The organism is Variovorax sp. LjRoot130 (genome assembly GCF_964253755.1).
Lineage (GTDB): Bacteria > Pseudomonadota > Gammaproteobacteria > Burkholderiales > Burkholderiaceae_C > Variovorax.
In genome coordinates, this window is sequence record NZ_CAXURM020000001.1 from 2,312,578 (window position 1) to 2,334,272 (window position 21,695).

The 21,695-nt window shown below is 68.0% G+C and carries 20 protein-coding genes and 1 tRNA gene; 6 read left to right on the top strand and 15 right to left on the bottom strand.

What is annotated here, in order from left to right; all coding sequences use genetic code 11:
• Window positions 1-6: 6 nt before the first annotated feature.
• From ACSQ86_RS11615 to ACSQ86_RS11640, 6 genes are all read right to left on the bottom strand, one after another.
• Window positions 7-414 (bottom strand): GreA/GreB family elongation factor, encoded by a 408-nt coding sequence (locus ACSQ86_RS11615; protein ID WP_093109278.1) that lies wholly within the window; start codon window positions 412-414, stop codon window positions 7-9.
• Between the two features lie 322 nt (window positions 415-736).
• Window positions 737-1,144, bottom strand: coding sequence for an FHA domain-containing protein (locus ACSQ86_RS11620; protein WP_436308882.1), 408 nt, complete (start codon window positions 1,142-1,144; stop codon window positions 737-739).
• Between the two features lie 293 nt (window positions 1,145-1,437).
• Window positions 1,438-1,511, bottom strand: a tRNA-Gly gene (locus ACSQ86_RS11625).
• Window positions 1,512-1,572: 61 nt separating this feature from the next.
• The gene (locus tag ACSQ86_RS11630) at window positions 1,573-2,049 is read right to left on the bottom strand and encodes a c-type cytochrome (RefSeq protein WP_436303745.1); all 477 of its coding nucleotides are present in this window, start codon (window positions 2,047-2,049) and stop codon (window positions 1,573-1,575) included.
• Window positions 2,046-2,729, bottom strand: a complete 684-nt coding sequence (locus ACSQ86_RS11635; protein ID WP_436303746.1) for a TetR/AcrR family transcriptional regulator — start codon at window positions 2,727-2,729, stop codon at window positions 2,046-2,048. Before ACSQ86_RS11635 ends, ACSQ86_RS11630 begins: the two co-directional genes overlap by 4 nt.
• A 2-nt stretch (window positions 2,730-2,731) precedes the next feature.
• Complete coding sequence (locus ACSQ86_RS11640; protein ID WP_093109274.1) at window positions 2,732-3,157, bottom strand: ester cyclase; 426 nt, start codon at window positions 3,155-3,157, stop codon at window positions 2,732-2,734.
• Between the two features lie 210 nt (window positions 3,158-3,367).
• On the opposite strand from ACSQ86_RS11640, the gene ACSQ86_RS11645 reads away from it, so the two are divergent.
• The gene (locus ACSQ86_RS11645; RefSeq protein WP_436308883.1) at window positions 3,368-4,792 is read left to right on the top strand and encodes an FAD-binding oxidoreductase; all 1,425 of its coding nucleotides are present in this window, start codon (window positions 3,368-3,370) and stop codon (window positions 4,790-4,792) included.
• Window positions 4,793-4,808: 16 nt separating this feature from the next.
• Here the strand turns inward: ACSQ86_RS11645 and ACSQ86_RS11650 are convergent, their stop codons facing one another.
• Both ACSQ86_RS11650 and ACSQ86_RS11655 read right to left on the bottom strand, forming a co-directional pair.
• Window positions 4,809-5,765, bottom strand: a complete 957-nt coding sequence (locus ACSQ86_RS11650; RefSeq protein ID WP_436308884.1) for a cupin-like domain-containing protein — start codon at window positions 5,763-5,765, stop codon at window positions 4,809-4,811.
• A 107-nt stretch (window positions 5,766-5,872) separates the two neighbouring features.
• Window positions 5,873-6,244 carry a DUF2784 domain-containing protein gene (locus ACSQ86_RS11655; RefSeq protein ID WP_436303748.1) on the bottom strand — a complete coding sequence of 124 codons (372 nt, stop codon included), beginning with the start codon at window positions 6,242-6,244 and terminating at the stop codon, window positions 5,873-5,875.
• Between the two features lie 150 nt (window positions 6,245-6,394).
• Between ACSQ86_RS11655 and alaS the strand changes: the two genes are divergently transcribed.
• From alaS to ACSQ86_RS11670, 3 genes are read left to right on the top strand one after another with little or no spacing between them, the layout of a single operon-like run.
• A complete protein-coding gene (alaS, locus tag ACSQ86_RS11660; RefSeq protein WP_436308885.1) occupies window positions 6,395-9,019 on the top strand; it encodes an alanine--tRNA ligase in 2,625 nt (874 codons plus the stop codon).
• 5 nt (window positions 9,020-9,024) lie between these two features.
• Entirely contained in the window at window positions 9,025-10,056 is a 1,032-nt protein-coding gene (locus ACSQ86_RS11665) for a 2-dehydropantoate 2-reductase (RefSeq protein WP_436308886.1), read from the top strand.
• 15 nt (window positions 10,057-10,071) lie between these two features.
• Window positions 10,072-11,325 carry a D-amino acid dehydrogenase gene (locus ACSQ86_RS11670; RefSeq protein ID WP_093109270.1) on the top strand — a complete coding sequence of 418 codons (1,254 nt, stop codon included), beginning with the start codon at window positions 10,072-10,074 and terminating at the stop codon, window positions 11,323-11,325.
• Here ACSQ86_RS11670 and ACSQ86_RS11675 read toward each other — a convergent pair.
• From ACSQ86_RS11675 to ACSQ86_RS11695, 5 genes are read right to left on the bottom strand one after another with little or no spacing between them, the layout of a single operon-like run.
• Entirely contained in the window at window positions 11,316-12,065 is a 750-nt protein-coding gene (locus ACSQ86_RS11675; protein WP_436308887.1) for a transporter substrate-binding domain-containing protein, read from the bottom strand. The genes ACSQ86_RS11670 and ACSQ86_RS11675 overlap by 10 nt on opposite strands.
• A 41-nt stretch (window positions 12,066-12,106) precedes the next feature.
• A complete protein-coding gene (locus ACSQ86_RS11680; RefSeq protein WP_436308888.1) occupies window positions 12,107-12,919 on the bottom strand; it encodes a substrate-binding domain-containing protein in 813 nt (270 codons plus the stop codon).
• Window positions 12,920-12,965: 46 nt separating this feature from the next.
• Window positions 12,966-13,151: a hypothetical protein gene (locus tag ACSQ86_RS11685; RefSeq protein WP_436303753.1), complete on the bottom strand. Its 186-nt coding sequence runs from the start codon at window positions 13,149-13,151 to the stop codon at window positions 12,966-12,968.
• A gap of 4 nt (window positions 13,152-13,155) precedes the next feature.
• Window positions 13,156-14,499, bottom strand: coding sequence for a DUF5666 domain-containing protein (locus ACSQ86_RS11690; protein WP_436308889.1), 1,344 nt, complete (start codon window positions 14,497-14,499; stop codon window positions 13,156-13,158).
• Entirely contained in the window at window positions 14,496-15,371 is an 876-nt protein-coding gene (locus ACSQ86_RS11695) for a DUF6502 family protein (RefSeq protein ID WP_436308890.1), read from the bottom strand. The genes ACSQ86_RS11690 and ACSQ86_RS11695 overlap by 4 nt, the downstream gene beginning before the upstream one ends.
• A gap of 525 nt (window positions 15,372-15,896) precedes the next feature.
• On the opposite strand from ACSQ86_RS11695, the gene ACSQ86_RS11700 reads away from it, so the two are divergent.
• A complete protein-coding gene (locus ACSQ86_RS11700) occupies window positions 15,897-16,232 on the top strand; it encodes a hypothetical protein (protein ID WP_436292467.1) in 336 nt (111 codons plus the stop codon).
• Between the two features lie 1,028 nt (window positions 16,233-17,260).
• Entirely contained in the window at window positions 17,261-17,599 is a 339-nt protein-coding gene (locus tag ACSQ86_RS11705) for a hypothetical protein (protein WP_436308891.1), read from the top strand.
• Here the strand turns inward: ACSQ86_RS11705 and ACSQ86_RS11710 are convergent.
• Complete coding sequence (locus ACSQ86_RS11710) at window positions 17,596-18,906, bottom strand: MFS transporter (RefSeq protein ID WP_436308892.1); 1,311 nt, start codon at window positions 18,904-18,906, stop codon at window positions 17,596-17,598. The genes ACSQ86_RS11705 and ACSQ86_RS11710 overlap by 4 nt on opposite strands.
• A gap of 49 nt (window positions 18,907-18,955) precedes the next feature.
• A complete protein-coding gene (locus ACSQ86_RS11715) occupies window positions 18,956-21,679 on the bottom strand; it encodes a CoA-binding protein (protein WP_436308893.1) in 2,724 nt (907 codons plus the stop codon).
• Window positions 21,680-21,695: the final 16 nt, after the last annotated feature.

Consider the following 21,695-nt stretch of genomic DNA (forward strand, 5'->3'; position numbering starts at 1 on the left):
GGGCTCTCAGGTCGTGTAGTCGCCGCTGGCCTCGGGCTGGAACAGGATCTCGACCACCTCGGCGCGGCCTTCCTCGCCGCTCGGCAAAGTCCAGCTCGCCACCGCGCCGAGCCGCAAGCCGATCAGGCTCATGCCGACCGGCGAGAGCACCGAGACGAGGCCGGCGCCGGGGTTGGCATCCTTGGGGTAGCAGAGGGTCAGCTTGTGGCGCCGGCCCGAGGGCACATCCGCGATGGTCACTTGCGAATACATCGTGACGACATCCGCCGGCACTTCGCGCGAGCGCAGCAGTTCGGCGGCATCGAGGAGAGCTTCGAGCCCCGGGTGGGATTTTTCGTCGAGCAGCTTGCTGAGACGAAGGTGATCGAGTTCGGTGAGCGTGCGCTCGCCGCGAAGGGTGGTCGTCGATGACATGAAGCACTCCAATCGAATGCGAGCCGCAAAGGGTCGCTGTCGCGCGGGGCTTAAGCCCGGCGATCGATGGTTGCGCTAAACGAGAAGAGGGAAGGGCGATCGCCGGGCGGGGGAAAGTGCGGCTGGCGTGCGCTCAGCGGGCCGGGTCGCCTTGCCGTCGGCTGCGTGCGTGCGCCGGCCTGCCGCGAGGGCGGCGGGGGCTGCAGCGGGGCAGTCAGTGACGAGGAGGGTGGTGGCCGGGAAGCGCATGCGACCCATTGTAGGAGGCGGCGCGAGGGCGGCTTGGCGGATGACCCTTCGAGGAGTGCCGAGATCGAGCGGGTCAGGCGGCCGCGCCGCGCAATGCGTCAGCCCATGTGGGAGAGACGCGCTGAGATGCCAGTTCGAGCGGAAGCCCCGGGATCGTCAGCAGCCGCAAGGCCTCGACGGCCGTGTAGTCCTGATTGCCGGCCAGGAAGCGCATTCTGCAGCCGCCGATGGAGATACTGTCGCCATCGACAAGATGCTGCGTCTCCACCTTGACGTCGTTCACGTAGACGCCGTTGCTGCTGGCCAGATCCTTGATCGTCACGAATGGACCGTCGAGGACCAGCGCGGCATGGAGACGGCTGACTCTTTCATGCCTGATGACGATGTCGTTGCCCGAGGCCCGCCCGATGCTGGTTTCCGGCTTGCGCAGTTTGATCTGCCTGGTGGTGTTGGCGCTGATCAACAAGAGGAGTTTGGGCATGTCTCGCGTTCCGTTCTGTCGTTCTGTACCGGCAGATCGACGAACGCTGGAGCGCCAGGCACGCGTCTGCAGACCTCTGTCCGTCCCTTCAATGGGGGCGGATTGGAGGTCGGCAGAGGTTAGGGATGAGCGCTTCGGGAGTAAAACGCTTTGGGTGAATGGGATGCATCGATGGTGCGAATACGTCCTCGAAGCAACGCATGAAGGCCGACTCCGGGCCGTGACGATCGATACCACCAGCGCAATGAAAACGGCCCCTGCGAGAGGGGCCGTGATGCGCAATGGTCGGGGTTTGGAGCGGGTGAAGGGAATCGAACCCTCGTATGAAGCTTGGGAAGCTGCCGTTCTGCCATTGAACTACACCCGCAGCAGGCGCGGATTCTACTGCGGTCGCTGCCGCCTGAGCGCTCAGCGTGGCACGCGCTGCGTCACTCCGGGAACTGCACCACCGGCCCCGCAGCCCTCTTGCCGGGCGGCACATAGGCGGGTGCCGGCGAACCGCCGGGGCCTAGCGAGCGGGTGAATGCATAGATGGCCTTCAGGTCGGCATCGCTCATGGCGCGGACATTGAACCAGGGCATGGGTGGCCGCGGCCGCATGTTGCGCGCATGGTGGATCCACTGCTGCTCGCTCATGCTGGCCATCATCAGGCGCAGGTTGGTGGCATAGGTCGTGCCCCAGGGACCCGCCCAGCCCAAGGAATCGCCCGTGAGCCAGAGCTTCTCGTCGACCTGGCCGTTGCTGGGTCCGTAGTTCGGCGTGTGGCAATCGTTGCAACCGGCGACCTGTATCAGGTAGCGGCCGCGGCGCAGTTGGTCCTTGCCGGCTTCCGCCGGCCCGGCCAAGGTGCCGGCGCAGGCGAGAAGGGCGAATGCGGCGGCAACGAATTTCGGGTGCGCTGTCATGGAGAACTCCTTGGGCGTGATCGGCGGGGAAGAATCGTTTCCTTCGGCTTGCGCTGAACCGGCCTGGCCGGCGCCTGACCAGGCTGCGCCGCAGCCGCGACCAGCGCCCGGATCGCCCAGCGCCTGACCTTGCGCGCCTCGGCGTCGTCGAGTCGAAGCACATCCTTGAAGACCACCATGGCCTCGGGACCGATCACCAGTGCGAGCGCGTGCTTGAGGTTCTTCAGCGCCGCCGGCTTGATGGAGCCGTTCGCCGGCGCGAGCGCGGCTTCGAGCAGCGGCGTGCGGCGGTTCTGGCGTGCCGGCAGCTGCGCGTCGGTTTCGCCGCGGGCGCTTCGCTCCAGCGACTGCGCCAGCATCATTCGCAGCGGCGCCTCGTTGGCCGCGATCATCGTGTGCAGCGCGTCGTCCACGTGTTCGAGACGGGCGACCACGTCGTCCGCCGGCGCGCCGCGCAGCGCATCCTCCGCCTGCGGCGTCTCGATGTCGATCGATGCCTCCAGATGCAGCGCTTCGACGTTCGGAAAATAGCGGTAGGCAGTGGCGCGCGAAACCAGCGCCTCTTCGGCGATCTCCTCGAGCGTCGGCCGGCGTCCCTGTTTCGTCAGTTGCGATGCGGCCTGCAGCAGGGCCTTGCGGGTGCGCTGCTTCTGCTGCGGGCGGCCTTCGTTTCCCGCCATGCTCAGCCCACCTGGGGCAACTGCTGCAGGATGGCGCCCAGGTCGACCCAGACGTTCTCCCGGCGGATGTCGCCGTTGTCGGCGAACTCGATCACGTGCAGCAGGCGGAAGGCCAGCGGACGGTCGCGGCCGTCCATGCCGAAGGGGTGGCCCGGCGCCCGGCCGCTCCATAGCGAATCGTCGACCATGAAGTTGTCGCCGTAGAGGCGGCGCCTGGATTCGACCTTGCCTTCGGACAGGTCGGCGAACAGCGTCTCGTAGAACGGGCGCGCGCCTTCGCGGCTGCGGCTGGGGCCGCTGGGCCAGCCGACCACGTCGTGCTCGACGTCGGCGGTGAGCGTGGCCAGCACACCCTCCACGTTGTCCTGGGCTTCGAAATTGAAATGCTCGTCGAGCTTGCGATCCATTTCGCTGCGGGTCAGTGCCATGGTGAGTGTCCTTGCGGGTTGAAGTGCCAGCATCGTAATGAGATTTCAGTCTCATTACAAGAAAGTAATCTCATTTGATCCGAGAGCGCCCCAGCCCGCCACCGTCCGGACGCACGGATAGATTTCAAGGACGCCGGGTCAGGTGCGGGAGCGGCCAGATCGCAAGAATGAGCCTCCGGCTCTTCAACGCGTTCACTCCGGGAGCACCCCATGACCTCTCTGACCTACCAGACGCTGGACAAGGACGTCCGGCAACTCCAGCAGTCCGACGTCGCCGCTTTCGCGGCGCAGATCAGCGGCGGGGTGTTCGGCGCTGCCGATGCCGCCTACGACGAAGCGCGCAAGGTTTGGAACGGCACGGTCGACCGCCGACCGGCGCTGATCGCGCGGTGCATGAAAGACAGCGATGTCCAGGCCGCCGTGCGTTTCGCCGCGGCGCACAAGATGCTGCTCAGCGTGCGCGGCGGTGGCCATCACATCGCGGGCAATGCGGTCGCGGAGGGCGGGCTGATGATCGACCTGTCGGGCATGCGCACGGTCGTGATCGATGCCGCGAAGCGCACCGCGCGCGTCGCCGCGGGCGCGCTGCTCGGCGACTTCGATCGCGAGGCGCAGGCCCACGGCCTGGCCACGCCGCTCGGCATCAATTCCACCACCGGCGTGGCCGGGCTCACGCTCGGCGGCGGCTTCGGCTGGCTGACGCGCCGCCATGGCCTGACCATCGACAACCTGTTGCGCGCCACCGTCGTGATCGCCGACGGCACCGAGCGCGTCGCCTCGCCCACCTCGGAACCCGAGCTGTTCTGGGCCTTGCGCGGCGGCGGCGGCAACTTCGGCGTGGCGACCTCGTTCGAGTTCCAGCTGCATGAGGTCGGCCCCGAGGTGTACTCGGGCCTGGTGGTCTATCCGTTTGCGCAGGCGCAGCAGGTCCTGCGCGCGTGGCGCGACTTCACCGCCGGCGCGCCCGACGAGCTGAGCGTGTGGACGGTGATGCGCAAGGCGCCCCCGCTGCCCTTCCTTCCCGAATCGGTCCACGGCACGGAGGTGGTGATCTTGCCGCTCGTCTATAGCGGCGATGTCGAAGCCGGCGAGCGCGCCGCCGCGCCGGTGCTGCAGTTCGGCGATCCGCTCGGGACTGCGCTGGGGCCGACGCCCTATGTCGGCTTCCAGTCGGCCTTCGATCCGCTGCTCACGCCGGGCAGCCGCAACTACTGGAAGTCGAACAACTTCAGTACGCTGAGCGATGCGGCGCTCGACCTCGTGATCGCTTCCGTCGGCCGGCTGCCGGGACCGGAGTGCGAGATCTTCATCGCCCAGCTCGGCGGCGCGATGGCGCGCGTGAAGCCGGATGAAACGGCTTTCGTCGGGCGCGATGCGCGCTACATCATGAACGTGCATGGCCGCTGGTCCGATGCAGGCGACGACGAGCGGGTGCGCGCATGGGCGCGGCAGGTCTTCCAGGATGCCGTGCCGCACGCCACCGGCGGCGGCTACGTCAATTTCCTGACGGAGGACGAGGCCGAGCGCGTCGCGGGCAGCTACGGCGCGAACTACCCGCGCCTGCAGGCCGTGAAGCGGCAATTCGATCCGGGCAACCTGTTCCGCATGAACCTGAACATCGAGCCGGCGCCTTGAGCGCGTTGCGCCTTCGTCAGTGCGCGGCGGCCGAACGCGCGTGCCGGTGCTTGCGCAGCAACTCGAGCGGCACGTCCATCGCGTGCGCTGCCGCCGCCTTGGCGCGATCGGCGTACGGATGCTCGGCCCCGACCTCCGCCGGCGACCAGCCGCAGCGGCGCAGCACGTGGTTGAAGGCATGCGCGCTGGTCCGCAGGTCGGACTTCTGCGTGCGGAAGGTGAAGGCGAGCGAGACGGACAGGTCGGGGCCGGTATGGACGCGGTGGGGCGCGATGAAGGGATGGTGCACGCCGAAGCCGGGCCGCAGTTCGTAGCGCATCGCCTTGGCTTCGAAGGAGGGCTTGTAGCTCGGGCGCTGGCTCTCGAAAGCCGCGAGCAGGCGGTCCTTCTCGGCGGCGCTCATGATCTCGTCGTCGCGCGGATTCCAGAGCATCACTTCCTTCTCGCCGCGCACCTGCAGCAGGAAGTTCATCTCGCGGTCCATGTGGTAGGGCGTGACCGCGTCGCGCGTCGAGATGAAGACGTAGGTCGAGTACCAGGTGATCACCGGATCGATGTCTTCGATGGCCGCGGCGATCTCGGCCAGCAGGTCCTCCAGCACCGGCCGGTAGCCCGCATCGCGCTCCGGGTTGTAGATGCAGATGTAGGCCTTGCGTTCTTCGAATTGCTCCAGCACGTCGTCGAAGCGCAGGCCCTCGCGGTAGCGCTCGTAGGAGGAGTCGAAATTCGCATCGCCGGGAATGGCGCCGACGCGGTACTGCACCTGCCCGCGCGGCAATCGCCGGCAGAGCGCGAACAATGCGTCCAGCGAGAAGCTGGGGTGTTCGCAGAGATGGTGATGGATCAGGAACGGCCGCAGGTTGTATGAACTGCGCACCACGTCGGGCTCGAACTCGAGCAGGTGTTCCTGCTGTCGCCGCGCTCGTGCTGCAAGGGTGGCGGCCTGTTCTCTTGTGACGAATTCACCGAGCATGATGACCTCCTCAGGCCAACCGATCCTGCCGTGCGCGTGACGCGCCGGCGCCGAGCTGTTCGGCGAAAGAGTACTCCTTTTGTTTTCAATTTGCCAGCGGCTTGGCATCAGCTTCGCTTCGCGCGCCACCTGCGAAGAAGCAGCCCATACACCCCAAAATTGAGCACGGCGACGAATGTGCCCGACGCGATCTGCGCGCCGCGGGTGAGGCCTTCGGGATAGATCGCGCCGAGCAGGTAATGGTCGATGAAGCCGCCGCTGTAGCCGGCCTGGCCGGCCGCGAGCCGCAGTTCGTTCTCGAGCGGCGTCAGCGGGCAGTACCCTCCGGTCCATGCCACCCATGCGCCCCACAGCACCGCCGGCAGGTGCAGCCAGGCGAGCCGCGGCCAGCGCCACACGAGCAGGCCGCCCGCCACCACGAACAGGATGAAAAGGCCGTGCAGCACCAGCACGGCGTCGGCCAGCAGGCGGTCGTTCATGGGACCGAGCATAGGTCTTCGCCATACCAACAGGGGCGGTCGGGGCAGGGGGCCAAACCTATAATCGAATGTTCAAGCAAATCAAGCAGTTAGGTGGGTTCGATGCAGGGGCTGCCCGCTCGGCCGCCTCTCTCAGAAGTCCAGTCCAAGATGAGCCAGCCCACCTTCAGCGTTGCGGACATCCGCAAGTCCTTCCTCGATTTCTTCGCCTCCAAGGGCCATACCGTGGTGCCGTCGAGTTCGCTGGTGCCCGGCAACGACCCGACGCTGATGTTCACCAACTCGGGCATGGTGCAGTTCAAGGACGTGTTCCTCGGCACCGACAAGCGCCCCTACGTGCGCGCGGCCTCGGTGCAGGCCTGCCTGCGCGCCGGCGGCAAGCACAACGACCTCGAGAACGTCGGCTACACCGCGCGCCACCACACCTTCTTCGAGATGCTGGGCAACTGGAGCTTCGGCGACTACTTCAAGCGCGAGTCGCTCACCTGGGCCTTCGAGCTGCTGACCCAGGTCTACAAGCTGCCGGCCGAGAAGCTCTGGGCCACCGTCTACATCGAGGACGACGAGGCCTACGACATCTGGACCAAGGAAATCGGCCTGCCCCCCGAGCGCGTGGTGCGCATCGGCGACAACAAGGGCGGTCGCTACATGTCCGACAACTTCTGGATGATGGCCGACACCGGCCCCTGCGGCCCGTGCTCGGAAATCTTCTACGACCACGGCCCCGAGATCGCCGGCGGCCCGCCCGGCTCGCCCGATGAAGACGGCGACCGCTACATCGAGATCTGGAACAACGTGTTCATGCAGTTCGACATGCAGCCCGACGGCAGCGTGAAGCCGCTGCCCGCGCCCTGCGTCGACACCGGCATGGGCCTGGAGCGCCTGGCCGCGATCCTGCAGCACGTGCACAGCAACTACGAGATCGACATCTTCGCTGCGCTGATCAAGGCTGCCTCGCGCGAAACCGGCGAGAAAGACCTCGACAACAAGAGCCTGCGCGTGATCGCCGACCACATCCGCGCCACCGCCTTCCTGGTGGCCGACGGCGTGATCCCCAGCAACGAGGGCCGCGGCTACGTGCAGCGCCGCATCGTGCGCCGCGCGATCCGCCACGGCTACAAGCTGGGCCAGAAGAAGCCCTTCTTCCACAAGCTGGTGCCCGACCTCGTGGCGCTGATGGGCGACGCCTATCCGAAGCTCGTGGCCGACGAGAAGCGCATTACGGAGACGCTGAAGGCCGAGGAAGAACGCTTCTTCGAGACGCTGGCCAACGGCATGGAAATCCTCGACGCGGCCCTGGCCGATGGCGCCAAGGTGCTGCCGGGCGAAGTGGCCTTCAAGCTGCACGACACCTACGGCTTTCCGCTCGACCTCTCGGCCGACGTGTGCCGCGAGCGCGGCGTCGAGGTCGATGCGGCCGGCTTCAACGCGGCGATGGAAAAGCAGAAGGCCGCCGGCCGCGCCGCCGGCAAGTTCAAGATGGACCGCGCCGTCGAGTACAGCGGCGGGGCCAATACCTTCACCGGCTACGAGCACCTCGAAGAAGAGGCCAAGGTCGTGGCCCTCTACTACGAAGGCGCGCCGGTGCAGGAACTGAAAGAAGGCCAGCCCGGCATCGTGGTGCTCGACACCACGCCCTTCTATGCCGAGAGCGGCGGCCAGGTCGGCGACCAGGGCGTGCTGGTGGCCGAAGGCGTGCAGTTCGGCGTCGACGACACGCAGAAGATCAAGGCCGACGTGTTCGGCCACCATGGCACGCAGACGCAGGGCACGTTGAAGGTGGGCGATGCCGTCACCGCGCGCGTCGACACGATGCTGCGCGCCGCCACCATGCGCAACCACAGCGTCACCCACCTGATGCACAAGGCGCTGCGTGAGGTGCTGGGCACGCACGTGCAGCAGAAGGGCTCGCTGGTCGATGCCGACAAGACGCGCTTCGACTTCGCGCACAACGCGCCCGTCAGCGCAGCGCAGATCCTCGAGATCGAGAAGCGCGTGAACGCCGAGATCCTGGCCAACCAGGCGACCCAGGCGCGCCTGATGGACATGGAGTCGGCCCAGCAGACCGGCGCCGTGATGCTGTTCGGCGAGAAGTACGGCGACACCGTGCGCGTGCTCGACATCGGTTCCAGCCGCGAGCTGTGCGGCGGCACGCACGTCGCGCGCACCGGCGACATCGGCCTGTTCAAGATCGTGAGCGAAGGCGGCGTGGCCGCCGGCGTGCGCCGCATCGAGGCGCTGACCGGCGCCAATGCGCTGGCCTATCTGCAGGAGCTCGAGGCGACGGTGAACAGCGTGGCCGCCACGCTGAAGACGCCGGCCTCGGAGCTGCAGCCGCGCCTCACGCAGGTGCTCGATCAGGTGCGCGCGCTGGAGCGCGAGGTCGGCGCGCTCAAGGGCAAGCTCGCTTCGTCCAAGGGCGACGAACTGCTCGCGCAGGCGGTGGACGTGGGCGGCATCAAGGTGCTCGCCGCCAAGCTCGACGGCGCCGATGCCAAGACGCTGCGCGAGACCATGGACAAGCTCAAGGACAAGCTCAAGACCGCGGCCATCGTGCTGGCGGCCGTCGACGGCGGCAAGGTGCAGATCGCCGCCGGCGTCACGGCCGACACCATGGGCAAGGTGAAAGCGGGCGAGCTGGTCAACTTCGTCGCCCAGCAGGTCGGCGGCAAGGGCGGCGGCAAGCCCGACATGGCCATGGCCGGCGGCACCGATGCGGCAGGCCTGCCGGCCGCGCTGCAGTCGGTGCAGGGCTGGGTCGCGGAACGGATCTAGCGCACATGGCCGAGCCCGAGTCCGAGCCGGTGCCCGTCGACGTGCTCGTGATGGGTGCCGGCACCATCGGCTGCTTTATCGGCGGCTGCCTGGCGGCGGAGGGCGTGCGCGTGGTCTTCGTCGGCCGCCCGCGCGTGCTTCAGACGCTCGCGCGGCGCGGGATCACGCTCAGCGATCTCGACGGCATGGAGCGCCACGTGCCGCCCGACGCGTTGCATCTCGAGGAGCGGGTGCCTCTGGGCATACGGCCCTCGCTGGTCCTCCTGACCGTGAAGAGCAGTGCGACGGCCGAGGCCGCGGCCGCGCTGGCCGAGGCGCTGCCGGCCGGCACGCCGGTGCTTTCGCTGCAGAACGGCATCTCGAATGCGGCCGTCGCATCGAAGGTCGCACCCACGCTCTATGTGCTGCCCGGCATGGTGCCGTACAACGTCGCGGAGATCGAACCCGGCAGCTTCCACCGCGGCACGGTCGGCCGGCTGGCCGCCCGGCGCAGCAGGGCGCTGCGGCCCTGGCTGGCCGTGTTCGAGCGTGCCGGCGTACCGGTCGACACCTATGACGACATGCTGTCGGTCCAATGGGGCAAGCTGCTGCTCAATCTCAACAACCCGATCAACGCGCTCTCGGGCCTGCCGCTGCGCGAGCAGCTGCTGGACCGCGGCTACCGCCGCTGTCTGGCGGCCCTGATGGACGAAGCGCTGGATGCCCTGGCGTGGGCCAACATCGCGCCGGCGCAGCTCGCGGCGGTGCCGGCGCGGCGCCTGCCGTTCATGCTGCGCCTGCCGACGCCGCTGTTCCGCCTGGTCGCGGCGCGCATGCTGCGCATCGACGACAAGGCGCGCTCCAGCATGGCCGACGACCTGGCGCTGGGCCGGCGCACCGAGATCGACGCGCTGTGCGGCGAGGTGGTGCGGCTCGCCAAGTCGAACGGCGCCCGCGCGCCGATCAACGAGAAGATGGTGGCGCTGCTGGAAGCCTGGCCCGAGCGGCCGGAGCACTTGTCGGCACAACGATTGCAATCGGCGCTGGGTTTGACATAGACGGCAAGGATTCGCATGCAAGTACTGATTCTGGGCAGCGGGGTGATCGGCACCACCGTGGCCTACTACCTCGCCAAGGCCGGCCACGAGGTCACCGTGCTCGACCGCCAGCGGGCGCCGGCGCTGGAGACCAGCTATGCCAACGCCGGCGAGGTGTCGCCCGGCTACTCGGCGCCCTGGGCCGGGCCCGGCGTGCCGCTCAAGGCGATCAAGTGGCTTTTGATGCGGCACAGCCCGCTGGTCATCAGGCCGATGCTCGATCCCGCGATGTGGCGCTGGGGGATCGCGATGCTGTGCAACTGCACGCATGCGCGCTACGAACTCAACAAGGGCCGCATGGTGCGCCTGGCCGAATACAGCCGCGACTGCCTCCAACAGCTGCGCGCCGACACCGGCATCCGCTACGACGAGCGCGCGCTAGGCACGCTTCAGCTGTTCCGCACGCAGAAGCAGCTCGACGGCACCGGCAAGGACATCGAGATCCTCAAGGCCTACGGCGTGCCCTACCAGTTGCTGGACCGCGAGGGCTGCGTGCGGCACGAGCCGGCGCTGGCCGCGGTGAGGGAGAAGTTCGTCGGCGGCCTGCGCCTGCCGGGCGATGAAACCGGCGACTGCTTCAAGTTCACGCAGGCGCTGGCGCGGCTGGCCGAAGCGGCGGGCGTGCGCTTTCGCTTCGGCGTGGGCATCACCGACATCGCGCGCGACGCCGCCGGCGTGACCGCCGTCCATACCGAGGCCGGCCCCTTTCGCGCCGACCGCTACGTGGTGGCGCTGGGCAGCTACTCGCCGAAGCTGCTGAAGCCGCTGGGCATTCGCCTGCCGGTGTATCCGGTCAAGGGCTTCTCGATCACGGTGCCGATCGCCGACGCGGCGATGGCGCCCGAGTCGACGGTGATGGACGAGACCTTCAAGGTCGCCGTGACGCGGCTGGGCGACCGCATCCGCGTCGGCGGCACGGCGCAGCTCTCGGGCTACGACCTGCGGCTGAACGACCGGCGGCGCGACACGCTGGAGCACGTGGTCACCGATCTGTTCCCGCAGGGCGGCAGCGTCGAAGGCGCGGAGTTCTGGACCGGCCTCAGGCCGATGACGCCCGACGGCACGCCCATCCTCGGCGCCACGCCTATTTCGAAGCTGCTGCTGGCCACCGGCCACGGCACGCTGGGCTGGACCATGGCGGCCGGCACGGGCCGCGTGATGGCCGACCTGATCGGCGGCCGCTCGCCCGAGATCGATATGGAAGGATTGGGCCTGGCGCGCTACGCCTGAACGGCCGCAGGCGCCACGCTGGCGCCCTGGATGCGATGCCGCGCCAGCGCCTCGGCCACGAAGCCGCTGGCCTTCATCTCCTCGACGAAGGCGGCCAGCGCGGCGGCCGCTTCCGCGCCGCGCGAGGCCGGCGTGCCCATCGCCTGCTGGATCACCATGAAGCGCCCCGGCAGCAGGCGCAAGCCGGGCGTGCGTCCGGCCTCGGCCTCGAGCACCTGCCGAATGCCGGCCGCCACCTCGACCTGGCCCGCGTGCAGGCTCTCGAACACGCCCTTGGCGCCCTGCACGCGCTCGATCTGCGCCTCCTTGATCTCGCGCGTGAGGAAGAGGTCGTAGGCGCTGCCGGTGCCGACCGCGATGCGGACATCGCCCTGGTCCACCTGCTCGTTGCGCCGGATCGGCGAGGCCGCGGGCACCAGGTAGCTGCCCTCGATCAGCACATAGGGCGCGGTGAAGCGCAGGCCCTCGCTGCGCGCCGGATCGATCGCGAAGAAGCCGATATCGGCCTGCTCGTTGCGTACTGCATCGACGGACGCGGCCGCCTTCTCGAACACCACCAGCCCGATCGGAACGGACAGGCGTTCTGAAAGAGCACGCGCCAGGTCGACCGAGACGCCGGCCGGGTCGCCGCTGGCTGCATCCTTGTTCGCGAGGATCGGATTGCCGAGGTTGATGGAGGCACGCAGCGTGCCGGTGGGCGCAAGGGCCGAGACGATGGCGGGGGTGATCGGCGAGCTCATGGTCGTTGCGGGCGTCGGTGGTTGATCGGGGCCGCGCCAGTTTACGGGCCGCGTGCCACGATCGCTTCGAGCCCGGTGCGTTCGATCACCGGCGCGGCGGCCGGCGAGTTCATGTAGCGGATCAGCTGCCGCGCCGCCTCGGGCTGCTTGGCGCCGGTCGCGATGCCGGCCGAGAACACCGTGACGCGCTGCACTTCCGCCGGCAGCGGTCCGATGTAGTCGATGCCCTTGATGGGCAGCAGCTCGCTGACCTGCTGCAGGCCCAGCGCCGCATCGCCGCGTGCGACCACGGTGCCGACGCGTTCGCTGAGGATGCGCTGGCTCTTCGGCTTCACCTGGTCCTCGATGCCCAGCTTCTTGAGCAGCTCGGTCTCGTAGTAGGTGCCGCTGGCGCTGGCCGAATAGGCGATCGACGGCGCCGCGAGCAGCGTGCGCTTGAGTGCATCGACCGTGCTGATGTCGGGCTTGGGCGTGCCGGTGCGCACCGCGAAGCCGATCGACGAGCGCACCAGATCGACCTGGCTGCCGGACACCACCTTGCCCTGCGCCACCAGCGCGTCGAGGGCAGGGCGCGCAAGGATCACGATGTCGGCCGGCTCGCCGCGCGCGAGGCGGCTCGGGATCGAGTCGCTGGCCGCGCCCATCGAGGCGCCGTAGGCGGTCTGCACCTTGCGGCCGTTGGCTTTTTCGTAGCCGGGCGTGAGCTCGTTATAGGCGGCGGTGAAGCCGCCCGAGGTCATGACGTGGATCGGTTCGGCAGCGATGTCGGGCTTGCCGCCGAGGCTGCCGCAGCCGGCGAGGGCGAGGGCAGCGAGCAGCAATGCCGCGCGGCGCGTGAGCGTGGGAAAAGTCATTGGCGTCTCCTGGGTTGTCTGCCAGCCATCGTAGGGCTGGAAGCTGTCAGGCGGTCCGCCCCGCTCCGCCACCCCACATTTCTGCGGCGACTTCGACAGGATCGCGCTGCCCGTACGAGGCGTAGATGTCCTTCGCGAACTCCGCCGATTGCTCGGGATCGGCAAGCCCTTCGGATAGGCGGCACCACTCGGCCAGGAAGGCACCGACCCATTGGCTCATGGGATCGGTCATCGAACTAGCTGTCGAAGCTCACACGGGTGGCGATCAGCACGCCATCGACGACCTGCGCGCCCTCGACGCTCACGCGCACCCCGTTGCCCAGGTTCGACGCGGCGCCGTTGACGAACACGATGCCCGGGCCGCCGGCATTCACGAGTTGTCCTCGTACCCAGAAGCTCGATGCGGAGCTGAAGTTGCCGATGGGTCCGATCAGGGTGAACGACGCCGGCCCGCCGGTGCCAGGGATATGCCTGATCTTGAGCTTGGTGGCCTTGAGGATGCCGTTGGACATCGTGCCGGCCACGTCCACCTTCACGCCATTGCCGACCGAGTCCGCGAGCCCGCCGGTGATCTGCGCGGAAGAGGCGTCCACCGGCGTGCCCAGCACCCGCAGCGAACCCAGTCCCGCGTAGTCAGTGACGACGCCCGCGAGCTGGACCGGCGTGGCGTTCGCCGTCGGCACCGGGTACCACCACTGCACGAGGGTGGCAGGCAGGCGGCCCGGCAGGGCGGTGCTCGCACGCACGCGCACGAGGGTGCCGTTGGCAGGCGGGCGCCCGTCGGGGCTGCCACTCAGGGCCGCGACGCTGTAGTCGACGAGGAAGCCGCCGAGCGTGAAGGTGCGTCGTGCCTGATCGAGGTTCTGGACCGTGCCGGTGAGGATCGGTGCCGAGGGGCCGTGTTGCTCCACGCGCGTCGCACGAAGCACGCCAGGTGCCGCCGGCAGGCCCCAGACCTGCAGCGTCGTGTTGGGTGCGATGGCAGCAAGCCCGCCCGCATCGGCCCAGACGGTGGCGTTGTCGGTGGTCACCGTGGTGCCCATGATGACGAAGCTGCCCTGCGCCAGATCGACCGACGAAAGCGGGCCGCGAATATCGGCCGCCGAATCGACCCGGCGGGCCGTGCCGCTCGTGAAGTCGGCGTTGACCGGCCCGCTGACCTTCACGCTCATGCCCAGCTGCAGGGATGCGGCATCCTCGAGGTTGATGACGGCGGTGTCCGTGTCGTAGCGCAGTCCGCTGACGATGATGCTGCCCGCGCCATCGACCCCGCCGATGCCGGCCGCATCGGCGGTGCTCACGCCGGTACCGCCGGAGCCCACGCCCGATCCGTCGTCGCCGCTGGAGGCCGTTGTCGAGCCGCCATCCGTGCCGGACGAGCTTCCGCCCTGGCCGTCGCTGGTGCCGCCGCCGCCGAGCGACTCGGCGGTCAATCCTGCAATGCCGGCGCTGCCGAACGCTGCGCTTCCGGCTCCGCTGCTGCTGCTGCTGCTGCTGCTGCTGCTGCCGCCACCGCCGCAAGAGAGCAGCAAGCCGGTCAACAGCGCCAGCAAGCCATTGCGCAGCGAGTTGTTCGTCATGCTTTTCTTCCCCGTAGTCGTTTCGAGGGCGTGGCGGCCGGTGCTTCAGCGCGCTCGGCTGCGCCGTCTTCATAGTAGGTGTAAATGCCGACCCTGATGCGGCCCGAAGCCGTTTTCTCGGCCTCTTCGAAGGCGCGCGTCATTTCCCGGGTCAATTCGTGATGAAGTTGGCTCCACCGCTCGCGCACGAGCTCGTGGATGCGTTCGCAGTCCTCCAGCGCAATCCCGGCTGCGAATACCGATCGTTCGAGCAAGGGCGGCTCTGCGCCGAGCGTGTTGGCCACGCTCGCGAGCAGGTGGTCGCGCGTGTTGTCGCCCAGGAAGGCGAGCATCGTCTTCAAGTCCTTCGCCGGAACGAAGGCGGTGGCGTTGAGCTCGGCGCGGCCCTCGTGCTCGATCGCCATGTTCAAACGCACCAGCTCGTCGAGGATGGTGCGGTGGTGCACGTTGCCACGGCTGGCGCGCCGGGCGACGGTTTCGAACGATGACGCCGGGGCTTCGGCCACGATGGGCAGGGACCGGTGCGCAGGGTCCTCGTCGATCATGTGCAGCCACAAGGTCAGGGTCTTGGCCGCAGCCGACATCCCGGTGTGCGGCAACGGATCTTCCGCTTCACGCACCATGGCAGTCACCGCCTTGCGGTTCAAGCCTGTCGTCACCGACAGCTGACTGATGTTCGGCTCGGCGCCCTTGGATTTGAGCCAAGCGCTGCGCGCTTCGTCAACCAGCACGTCGCGCAGCAGTTCCTCCAGGTGGGGATGCTTGACGCCGAAGGCCAGCGCGAGCCTGACCAACGGCCGCATGACGCGTGCGCAAGCCGAGAGGACCCAGGCAAGTTGGCCTTCTGTGATCTGTGCCTTGTCGCTGGGCAATCGGTCCTCGGACAGTGACGGGCTTAACGCCCAGTTACCAACTGGACAGCGACTTGCGTCGCTGTCTTACAAAAAGAAGCACATCACTATAAGACAAGAGAACTACAGATGTGAAGATTTCACATCCAAGGTGCTTCCTCAGGAGAGAAAAATGTCAAAGCCTGTCACACGTAGCAAGAAAAAGATCACGCCCTGGAGGAGCGGCCGCCCGGTCGTTGCGTGGCGACGCAGCATGGCGGCGCCGCGAGTCTCGATCGCTCCTCATGAAATGAGCGCGCACCGGGCCTTTGCTGCAGCGACGCACGTCAGGAAAGCGATACAGGACCGCATCGTTCGCGCCTTCCGGAGGCACATCGAGGGTGCGGGGCGCGGGCCCACGGACGCAGAGCTGCTGATGTTCGCAAGACGCGCGATCGCGGAGCAACGATTGGGGCGCAGCCTTGCGCAAGCCAAGGCCGACCGGTACTGCGGCGCCGGGCAAACCTTCGGTGAACTTGCATCTGTCCTTCGTCGAGGAGAGCATCCATGACTGCCGCTTCTGTTTCTTTTGCCGAGCCTCCAGTCACGTCTTCGGGCGTCGCCTTTGGAAACCTCATCGATCTGGCGAGGTTGCAATCAGGCACTGCGTCAGCGGAAATCTGCGAGGCCTGCAGCACCATCAACATGGGCTCTGCGCGGTATTGCAAATGCTGTTCGCACAAGCTGCCGGCCTTCTATGCCAGCAGAGATGCAGGCAAAAAAGTGCCGCTGCCGAAGGAGTCGCGCATCGTCCCGCGGCGAGCATGGGCCTTGGACTTTGCAGCCTTCTGGCTCGTGATCAATTCACTGGTGATCGTCACGAAGTTCATCCCCATCCCATAGCGCTGCTTGTACTGTCCGACGGATCATCGGAATGACCAAGTTCTGCGAGTCGTGCCACACGCCCAACAGAGACAGCGCAAGGTATTGCCGGGGTTGTGCGGGCAAGTTCTCGGGCATCCGCTCAGGCACGACAACGTTCGATACCACCACGTCCAGTGAACCGCTCGCGGTGCCAACGGCGCCGCGCTATTCGTTGGCGTTGAAGGCTGTTGCTCGCGAGCCGCGGAGCACTGGTGCACTGAGACGCGTGGGATGGATTCCCGTGCCGCCAGGTGTCGACGTGTCCATCGTCTTGTTGTTGATCGTGCTGGCGCTGCTGCATGGCGCTTTCGTCTTCTGGTACTTGAGCCGCGATGCGACGCGCATTGTCCCGCCTTCGAGCGCGGCCTCATCCCTGTTGCAGCCGGCCAGCCCGGCTGCGGAGCAAACAGCAGTTGCTTCTTCGCCGCCGCCTGCCGCGTCCGTGGACCCCGCGCCGGAGGCCTCTGTTCAACCGGCGACGGCGGCAACAGGAGGCACGCCACAGCAGCCTGATGTGCCGCAGGCTCTATCGAGCGTGGGCTCACCAGCTGAAGCCTCGGTTGATCAAGACGATCTCGTTCCCCAGCCGGCTCGAACCACGGTGGCGACTGTTCAGGTTCAGCCCAGAACGGCGCGTGTCGAAGCAACGCCGGTGCCAGCGCCGATGCCGATGCCAAGAGCGCAGCCACCTATCCAACCCCGAACTGCCACGGCAGACGCACCCGAAGCCAAGGGCGACGCGCCTGCCGCTCCGGTCGTGGTGTTGGCGAGCCCACCTGTGGCCGATGCGCGCCCCAGCCTCAGCGAGGCGCGACCTGCGGCGCGCTCAGGCACACAGCTCCAAGCCGCCGCTCGTCCGGCAACAAGAAGATCGGCCGCCTGCGACGGATACAACCCCTTTGGAGAGGTGCCCTGCTTGAACTTCAGGCAGGCAGGTCAGGCGCCTCAGGCATCACAAGCCGGGACTGCCGGCGCAGTGATCATCTCCAAAGGTTCAGGCGGAGGTATTGGCGCCGATCCCGGCGGCAGCGGTGGCGGTAGCTCCTCGGGTGCTGGCTCCGGCGCTGGCGCTGCCGGTGCTGCGGGTGCTGCGGGTGCTGCGGGCGCTGGGGCCGCCGGTGGTGGTGGCGCTGGCGGTGGTGCCGGTGGTGGTGGCGGTGCCGGTGCCGGTGGTGGTGGTGGTGGTGGTGCCGGTGGGCCTGGCGGCGGCGGTGGGCCCGGTGGTGGCGCTGGGCCTGGCGGCGGCGGGGGGCCCGGCGGTGGCGGTGGGCCTGGCGGTGGCGGCGGGCCTGGCGGTGGCGGCGGGCCCGGCGGTGGCGGCGGGCCCGGAAGATGACTTGATCTAGGCTCGGACCACCCTCCCGGCCTGGCGCCGGTACAGCGCCAGCGTCGCAAGCAGCCCGCAGACCGCCGCGAAGCTCATCCAGTAGGCCGGCGCCGCCTTGTCCGCAGTCGCCTCGATCAACCAGGTCGACACGGCCGGCGTGAAGCCGCCGAAGATCGCGGTGGCGAGGCTGTAGGCCAGCGAGAAGCCGACCACGCGCACCTGCACCGGCATCACTTCGGTGAGCGCGACCACCATCGCACCGTTGTACATGCCGAACAGGAACGAGAACCACAAGAGCACGTCGAGCATGCGGCCGAAGCTCGGCGCCGCCGCCAGCCAGGACATGGCCGGATAGGCGGTGAGGATGGCCAGCACGGTCATCGCGACGAGCAGCGGCTTGCGGCCGATGCGATCGGAGAGTGCGCCGCCCACCGGCAGCCAGATGAAGTTAGTGACGGCGACCAGCAGCGTGACGACCAGGCTGTCCTTGGCGCTCAGGTGCAGCACCGTGCGGCCGAAGGTCGGCGTGTAGACCGTGATCAGGTAGAAGGTGGCGGTGGTCATCGCCACCAGCAGCATGCCGGCGAACACGATGCGCCAGTTCTGCCGCATCGATGCGGCCACCTCGCGCGTCGTCGGATGGTGTTTGCGGGCCTGGAACTCCTCGGTCTCCTGCAGCGAGCGGCGCAGCACGAAGATGCAGGGGATGATCGCGCAGCCGACGAAGAAGGGCACGCGCCAGCCCCAGCCGGCCAGCGTCTCGGGGCTCATGAGCTCGTTGAGTGCGAAACCCAGCGCCGCGGCCAGCACGATCGCGACCTGCTGGCTCGCCGATTGCCAGGCGGTGTAGAAGCCCTTGTGCCCGGGCGTCGCCATCTCCGAGAGGTAGACCGAGACGCCGCCCAGCTCGGCGCCCGCCGAGAAGCCCTGCAGCAGCCGGCCCAGCAGCACCAGGGCCGGCGCGAGCAGGCCAATCGAGGCATAGCCCGGGACGAAGGCGATCAGCACGGTGCCGCTGGCCATGATCGCGAGCGTGACGATCAGGCCCTTGCGGCGCCCGACCTCGTCGATGTAGGCGCCGAGGACGATGGCGCCCAGCGGCCGCATAAGGAAGCCGGCACCGAACACCGCGAAGGTCAGCATCAGCGAAGCGAAGTCACTGGTGGCGGGAAAGAAGGCCTTCGCGATGTAGGTCGCATAGAAGCCGAACAGGAAGAAGTCGAACTGCTCGAGGAAGTTGCCGCTCGTCACGCGGAGCACCGCGCCGAGCTTGGAGCCTTGTTGAACGGACGCGGGCGCGCCGTCGGCCAGGATGGCTGTGGTCATGATGGATCGTGCTTGCGGCATGCTGACCAGAGCCTGAACAGGCCCTGGCTCAGGCGACGAACTTGCAGAGCGAGGCGGCGGTGCGCGTGTCCATGTTGCGTCCGCGGTTCAGGTGGTCGTCGATCTCGGCCGCGCAGCCGAGCATGCGCGGGTAGAGGAAGATGGTGAAGGCTGCGGTCTCGAGCTCGCGTTCGCCGATCTCGCCCGACTGCAGCGGCTGCCACAGCATCTTGAGCAGCAGGGCCGCGATCACCGCGTCGACGTTCACGCAGTAGACGTTGCGCGAGACGCCGGCGTCGAACAGCTGCTGCACCAGCGCCCGGTAGAAATCGTGGAACACGTTGCAGTCGCCGCGCGCTTCCTGCAGCTTGGCGATGAACACTTCGCGCGGATCGAAGTTGACCGGCTTGTCCTTGAACACCGGATGGTTCACGCCGGGCAGCTTGGCGATGTCGAGGCTGCCCACGGTCTTCTTCTGGCTTTTGTATTGCGCGTACTGCTCCACCGCGCGCGCGGCCAGCGCCTTCAGGTCGATGCCGTGGTCCCCGGTGCTCGGATCCTTCAGGCCGCTCGCCTTGAACTGCTCGTTGAGGTAGGCGATGCCCTCATAGCCGTTGCCGCCGTGCGCATAGCCGGTGTGCGTGAGAAAGCCGACCAGCGCCTTGTTGAGCTGCACGCGCTCGGGCTGCTCGGGTCCGTCGGCCGAGACCGCGCCCTTGGCGCCCTGCGCCGAGATCGCGCCCGGGCCGTTGGTCAGCAACAGGCCGACCAGCGTCTGGAAGGCAAACAGATCCTTCTCGCCCGGCGTGTGGCCCAGGAGCGCCGCGAAGGCGATCTCGCCGAGGCTGAGGCTTCCCAGCATCTGCTCCTGCGCGATGCCGCAGAAGCGCCCGGCCTCGTGCTTCGAGGCCTCGGCCGAAGCGCCGATCAGCGTGCCGAACAGTTGCAGCCACCAGGGGAAGTTCTCGGCGGTCAGACGCGAGATGCGCTTGCGCGAGAGCGGGCCCCAGGCCAGCGTGGCCGAGATCGCGGCCAGCACCGCGGCTTCGGTCGGATGGCCCGGTTGGTTCTGCAGCCAGCGCAGGAACACCGAACGCGCGCCGCGTGCCCGGACGCCGGCGATCAGGGCCTGGGCGCGGGCATCGGGTGTCTCGGTCGTGAGCTCGGGCGGGTCCGAGGCATCGACCGTGCCGACGTCGAAGCTCTCGCTCAGCGAGGCGCCGAACTCGGTGCCCAGCCCGGCGGCATGGAAGCGCTCGAGCATGAACTTGAGCGCGGCGCGCGCCGCTTGCTGCCGCTTCGGCCCGACGATGGCGGCCGCGGCGGCCAGCACCGCGTTGGGCGCGTTGCCGGCCTCGCGGCTGGCTTCGGCTGCCGCCAGCTCGGGCCGGCCATGCAGGTTGACGAAGGCCGCGATCGCGGGTGCGATCAGCTTGCGGTCGTTCTCGCCGCCGGCGTCGTGCACCAGCGCCAGCGCGACGTTCGACTCCAGCGGCAGCGTGGCCGCATCGAGCATGCTGGTGCCGTGCAGGCTGCTGACCTGCGTCTTCGCGTCCATCTGCGAGGCGCCGGATGCATCCTTCATGGCCTGGCGCGGCACCACGCCGCCGATCTGCGTGTTGAGCAGCGCCACCTGTTCGTTGTAGGGCGCGACCGCTTCCACCACCAGCGGACGCAGTTCATCGGGCAGATCCAGCCCTTCGTCGGAACCGAACCAGGGCTTGAGCGCCAGGTTTCCTTCGGCCGCGAAGTCGGGCATGGTCGCATTGGCGCGCATCACGGCCGTGAGCGCGGCCGGGATGTGGGCGATGTTGGTCACCAGCGCGCCCTTGGCAGAGAACACCGGGTTGTCGGGCGTGAAGATCGCGTCGACGCCGAACTTGTCCATGAACCAGCGTTCCTTGGCCAGCGCGTCGTCCGAGCCGCCGGCCATCGCGCCGGCATGGCCGACCGCGCGCGTGAGCTTGCTCTTCCAGCGGCCCACCACGCAGGCCACCACCGGCTTGGTGAACTGGGCATCGAACTCGTAGTAGCCGCCGGGTTCGCAGTAGAGCACCGCGGCCTTGCTGCGCGCATCGTTGGCCAGCGCGAAGGCGAACTCGGGCGCCGCGTAGTGGATGTAGACGTCCTTGCCCGAGGAGATGACCGTGGTGGTGCCCCAGCCCGCCATGCGCAGGTACTGCGCGATGGTGGTCGAGAAGCCGCCCGAGTTGGAGAAGATCGCGATCGAGCCCGGCCTGAGCGAGTCGCCGGGCTTGTCGCCGCCCAATGCGCCGCCGATGCGCACCTGGTTCCACGAGTCGGCCACGCCGAGCCCGTTGGCGCCAAAGATGTCGATGCCGTTCTGCTGCCCCATGGCGCGGATCTCGCGCGCGTCGTGCACGGCGATCTTCTCGGTGATGATGAAGATCTTGCGCAGGTCGGGGTTGACGCGGATCAGTTCGGCCACGCCGTCGCGCGCGGCCGAGGGCGGCAGATAGACCACGCCGCAGTTGAAGCGGTGTCCCGCGGCCAGCGCGTCGCGCACGTTGTTGTAGACCGGGATGTTGCCGATGCTCGTCTCGAGCACCGCACCGCCCTTGCCCGGCGCCGTGCCGCACACCACGTTGCCGCCGGAGTACACATGGCTCACCGGCGTCACCTCGCTCGATTCACCGCCCAGGATGTTGAGCACGCAGACGCGGTCGTCGCGCGACGCCACCTGCGTGAGCGAGCTGATGCCGACGTGGTACTTGAAGTCGCCGACGCCTTTTTTCTGCCAGTTGGCTTGCATGGTGATCTCTCCTGCG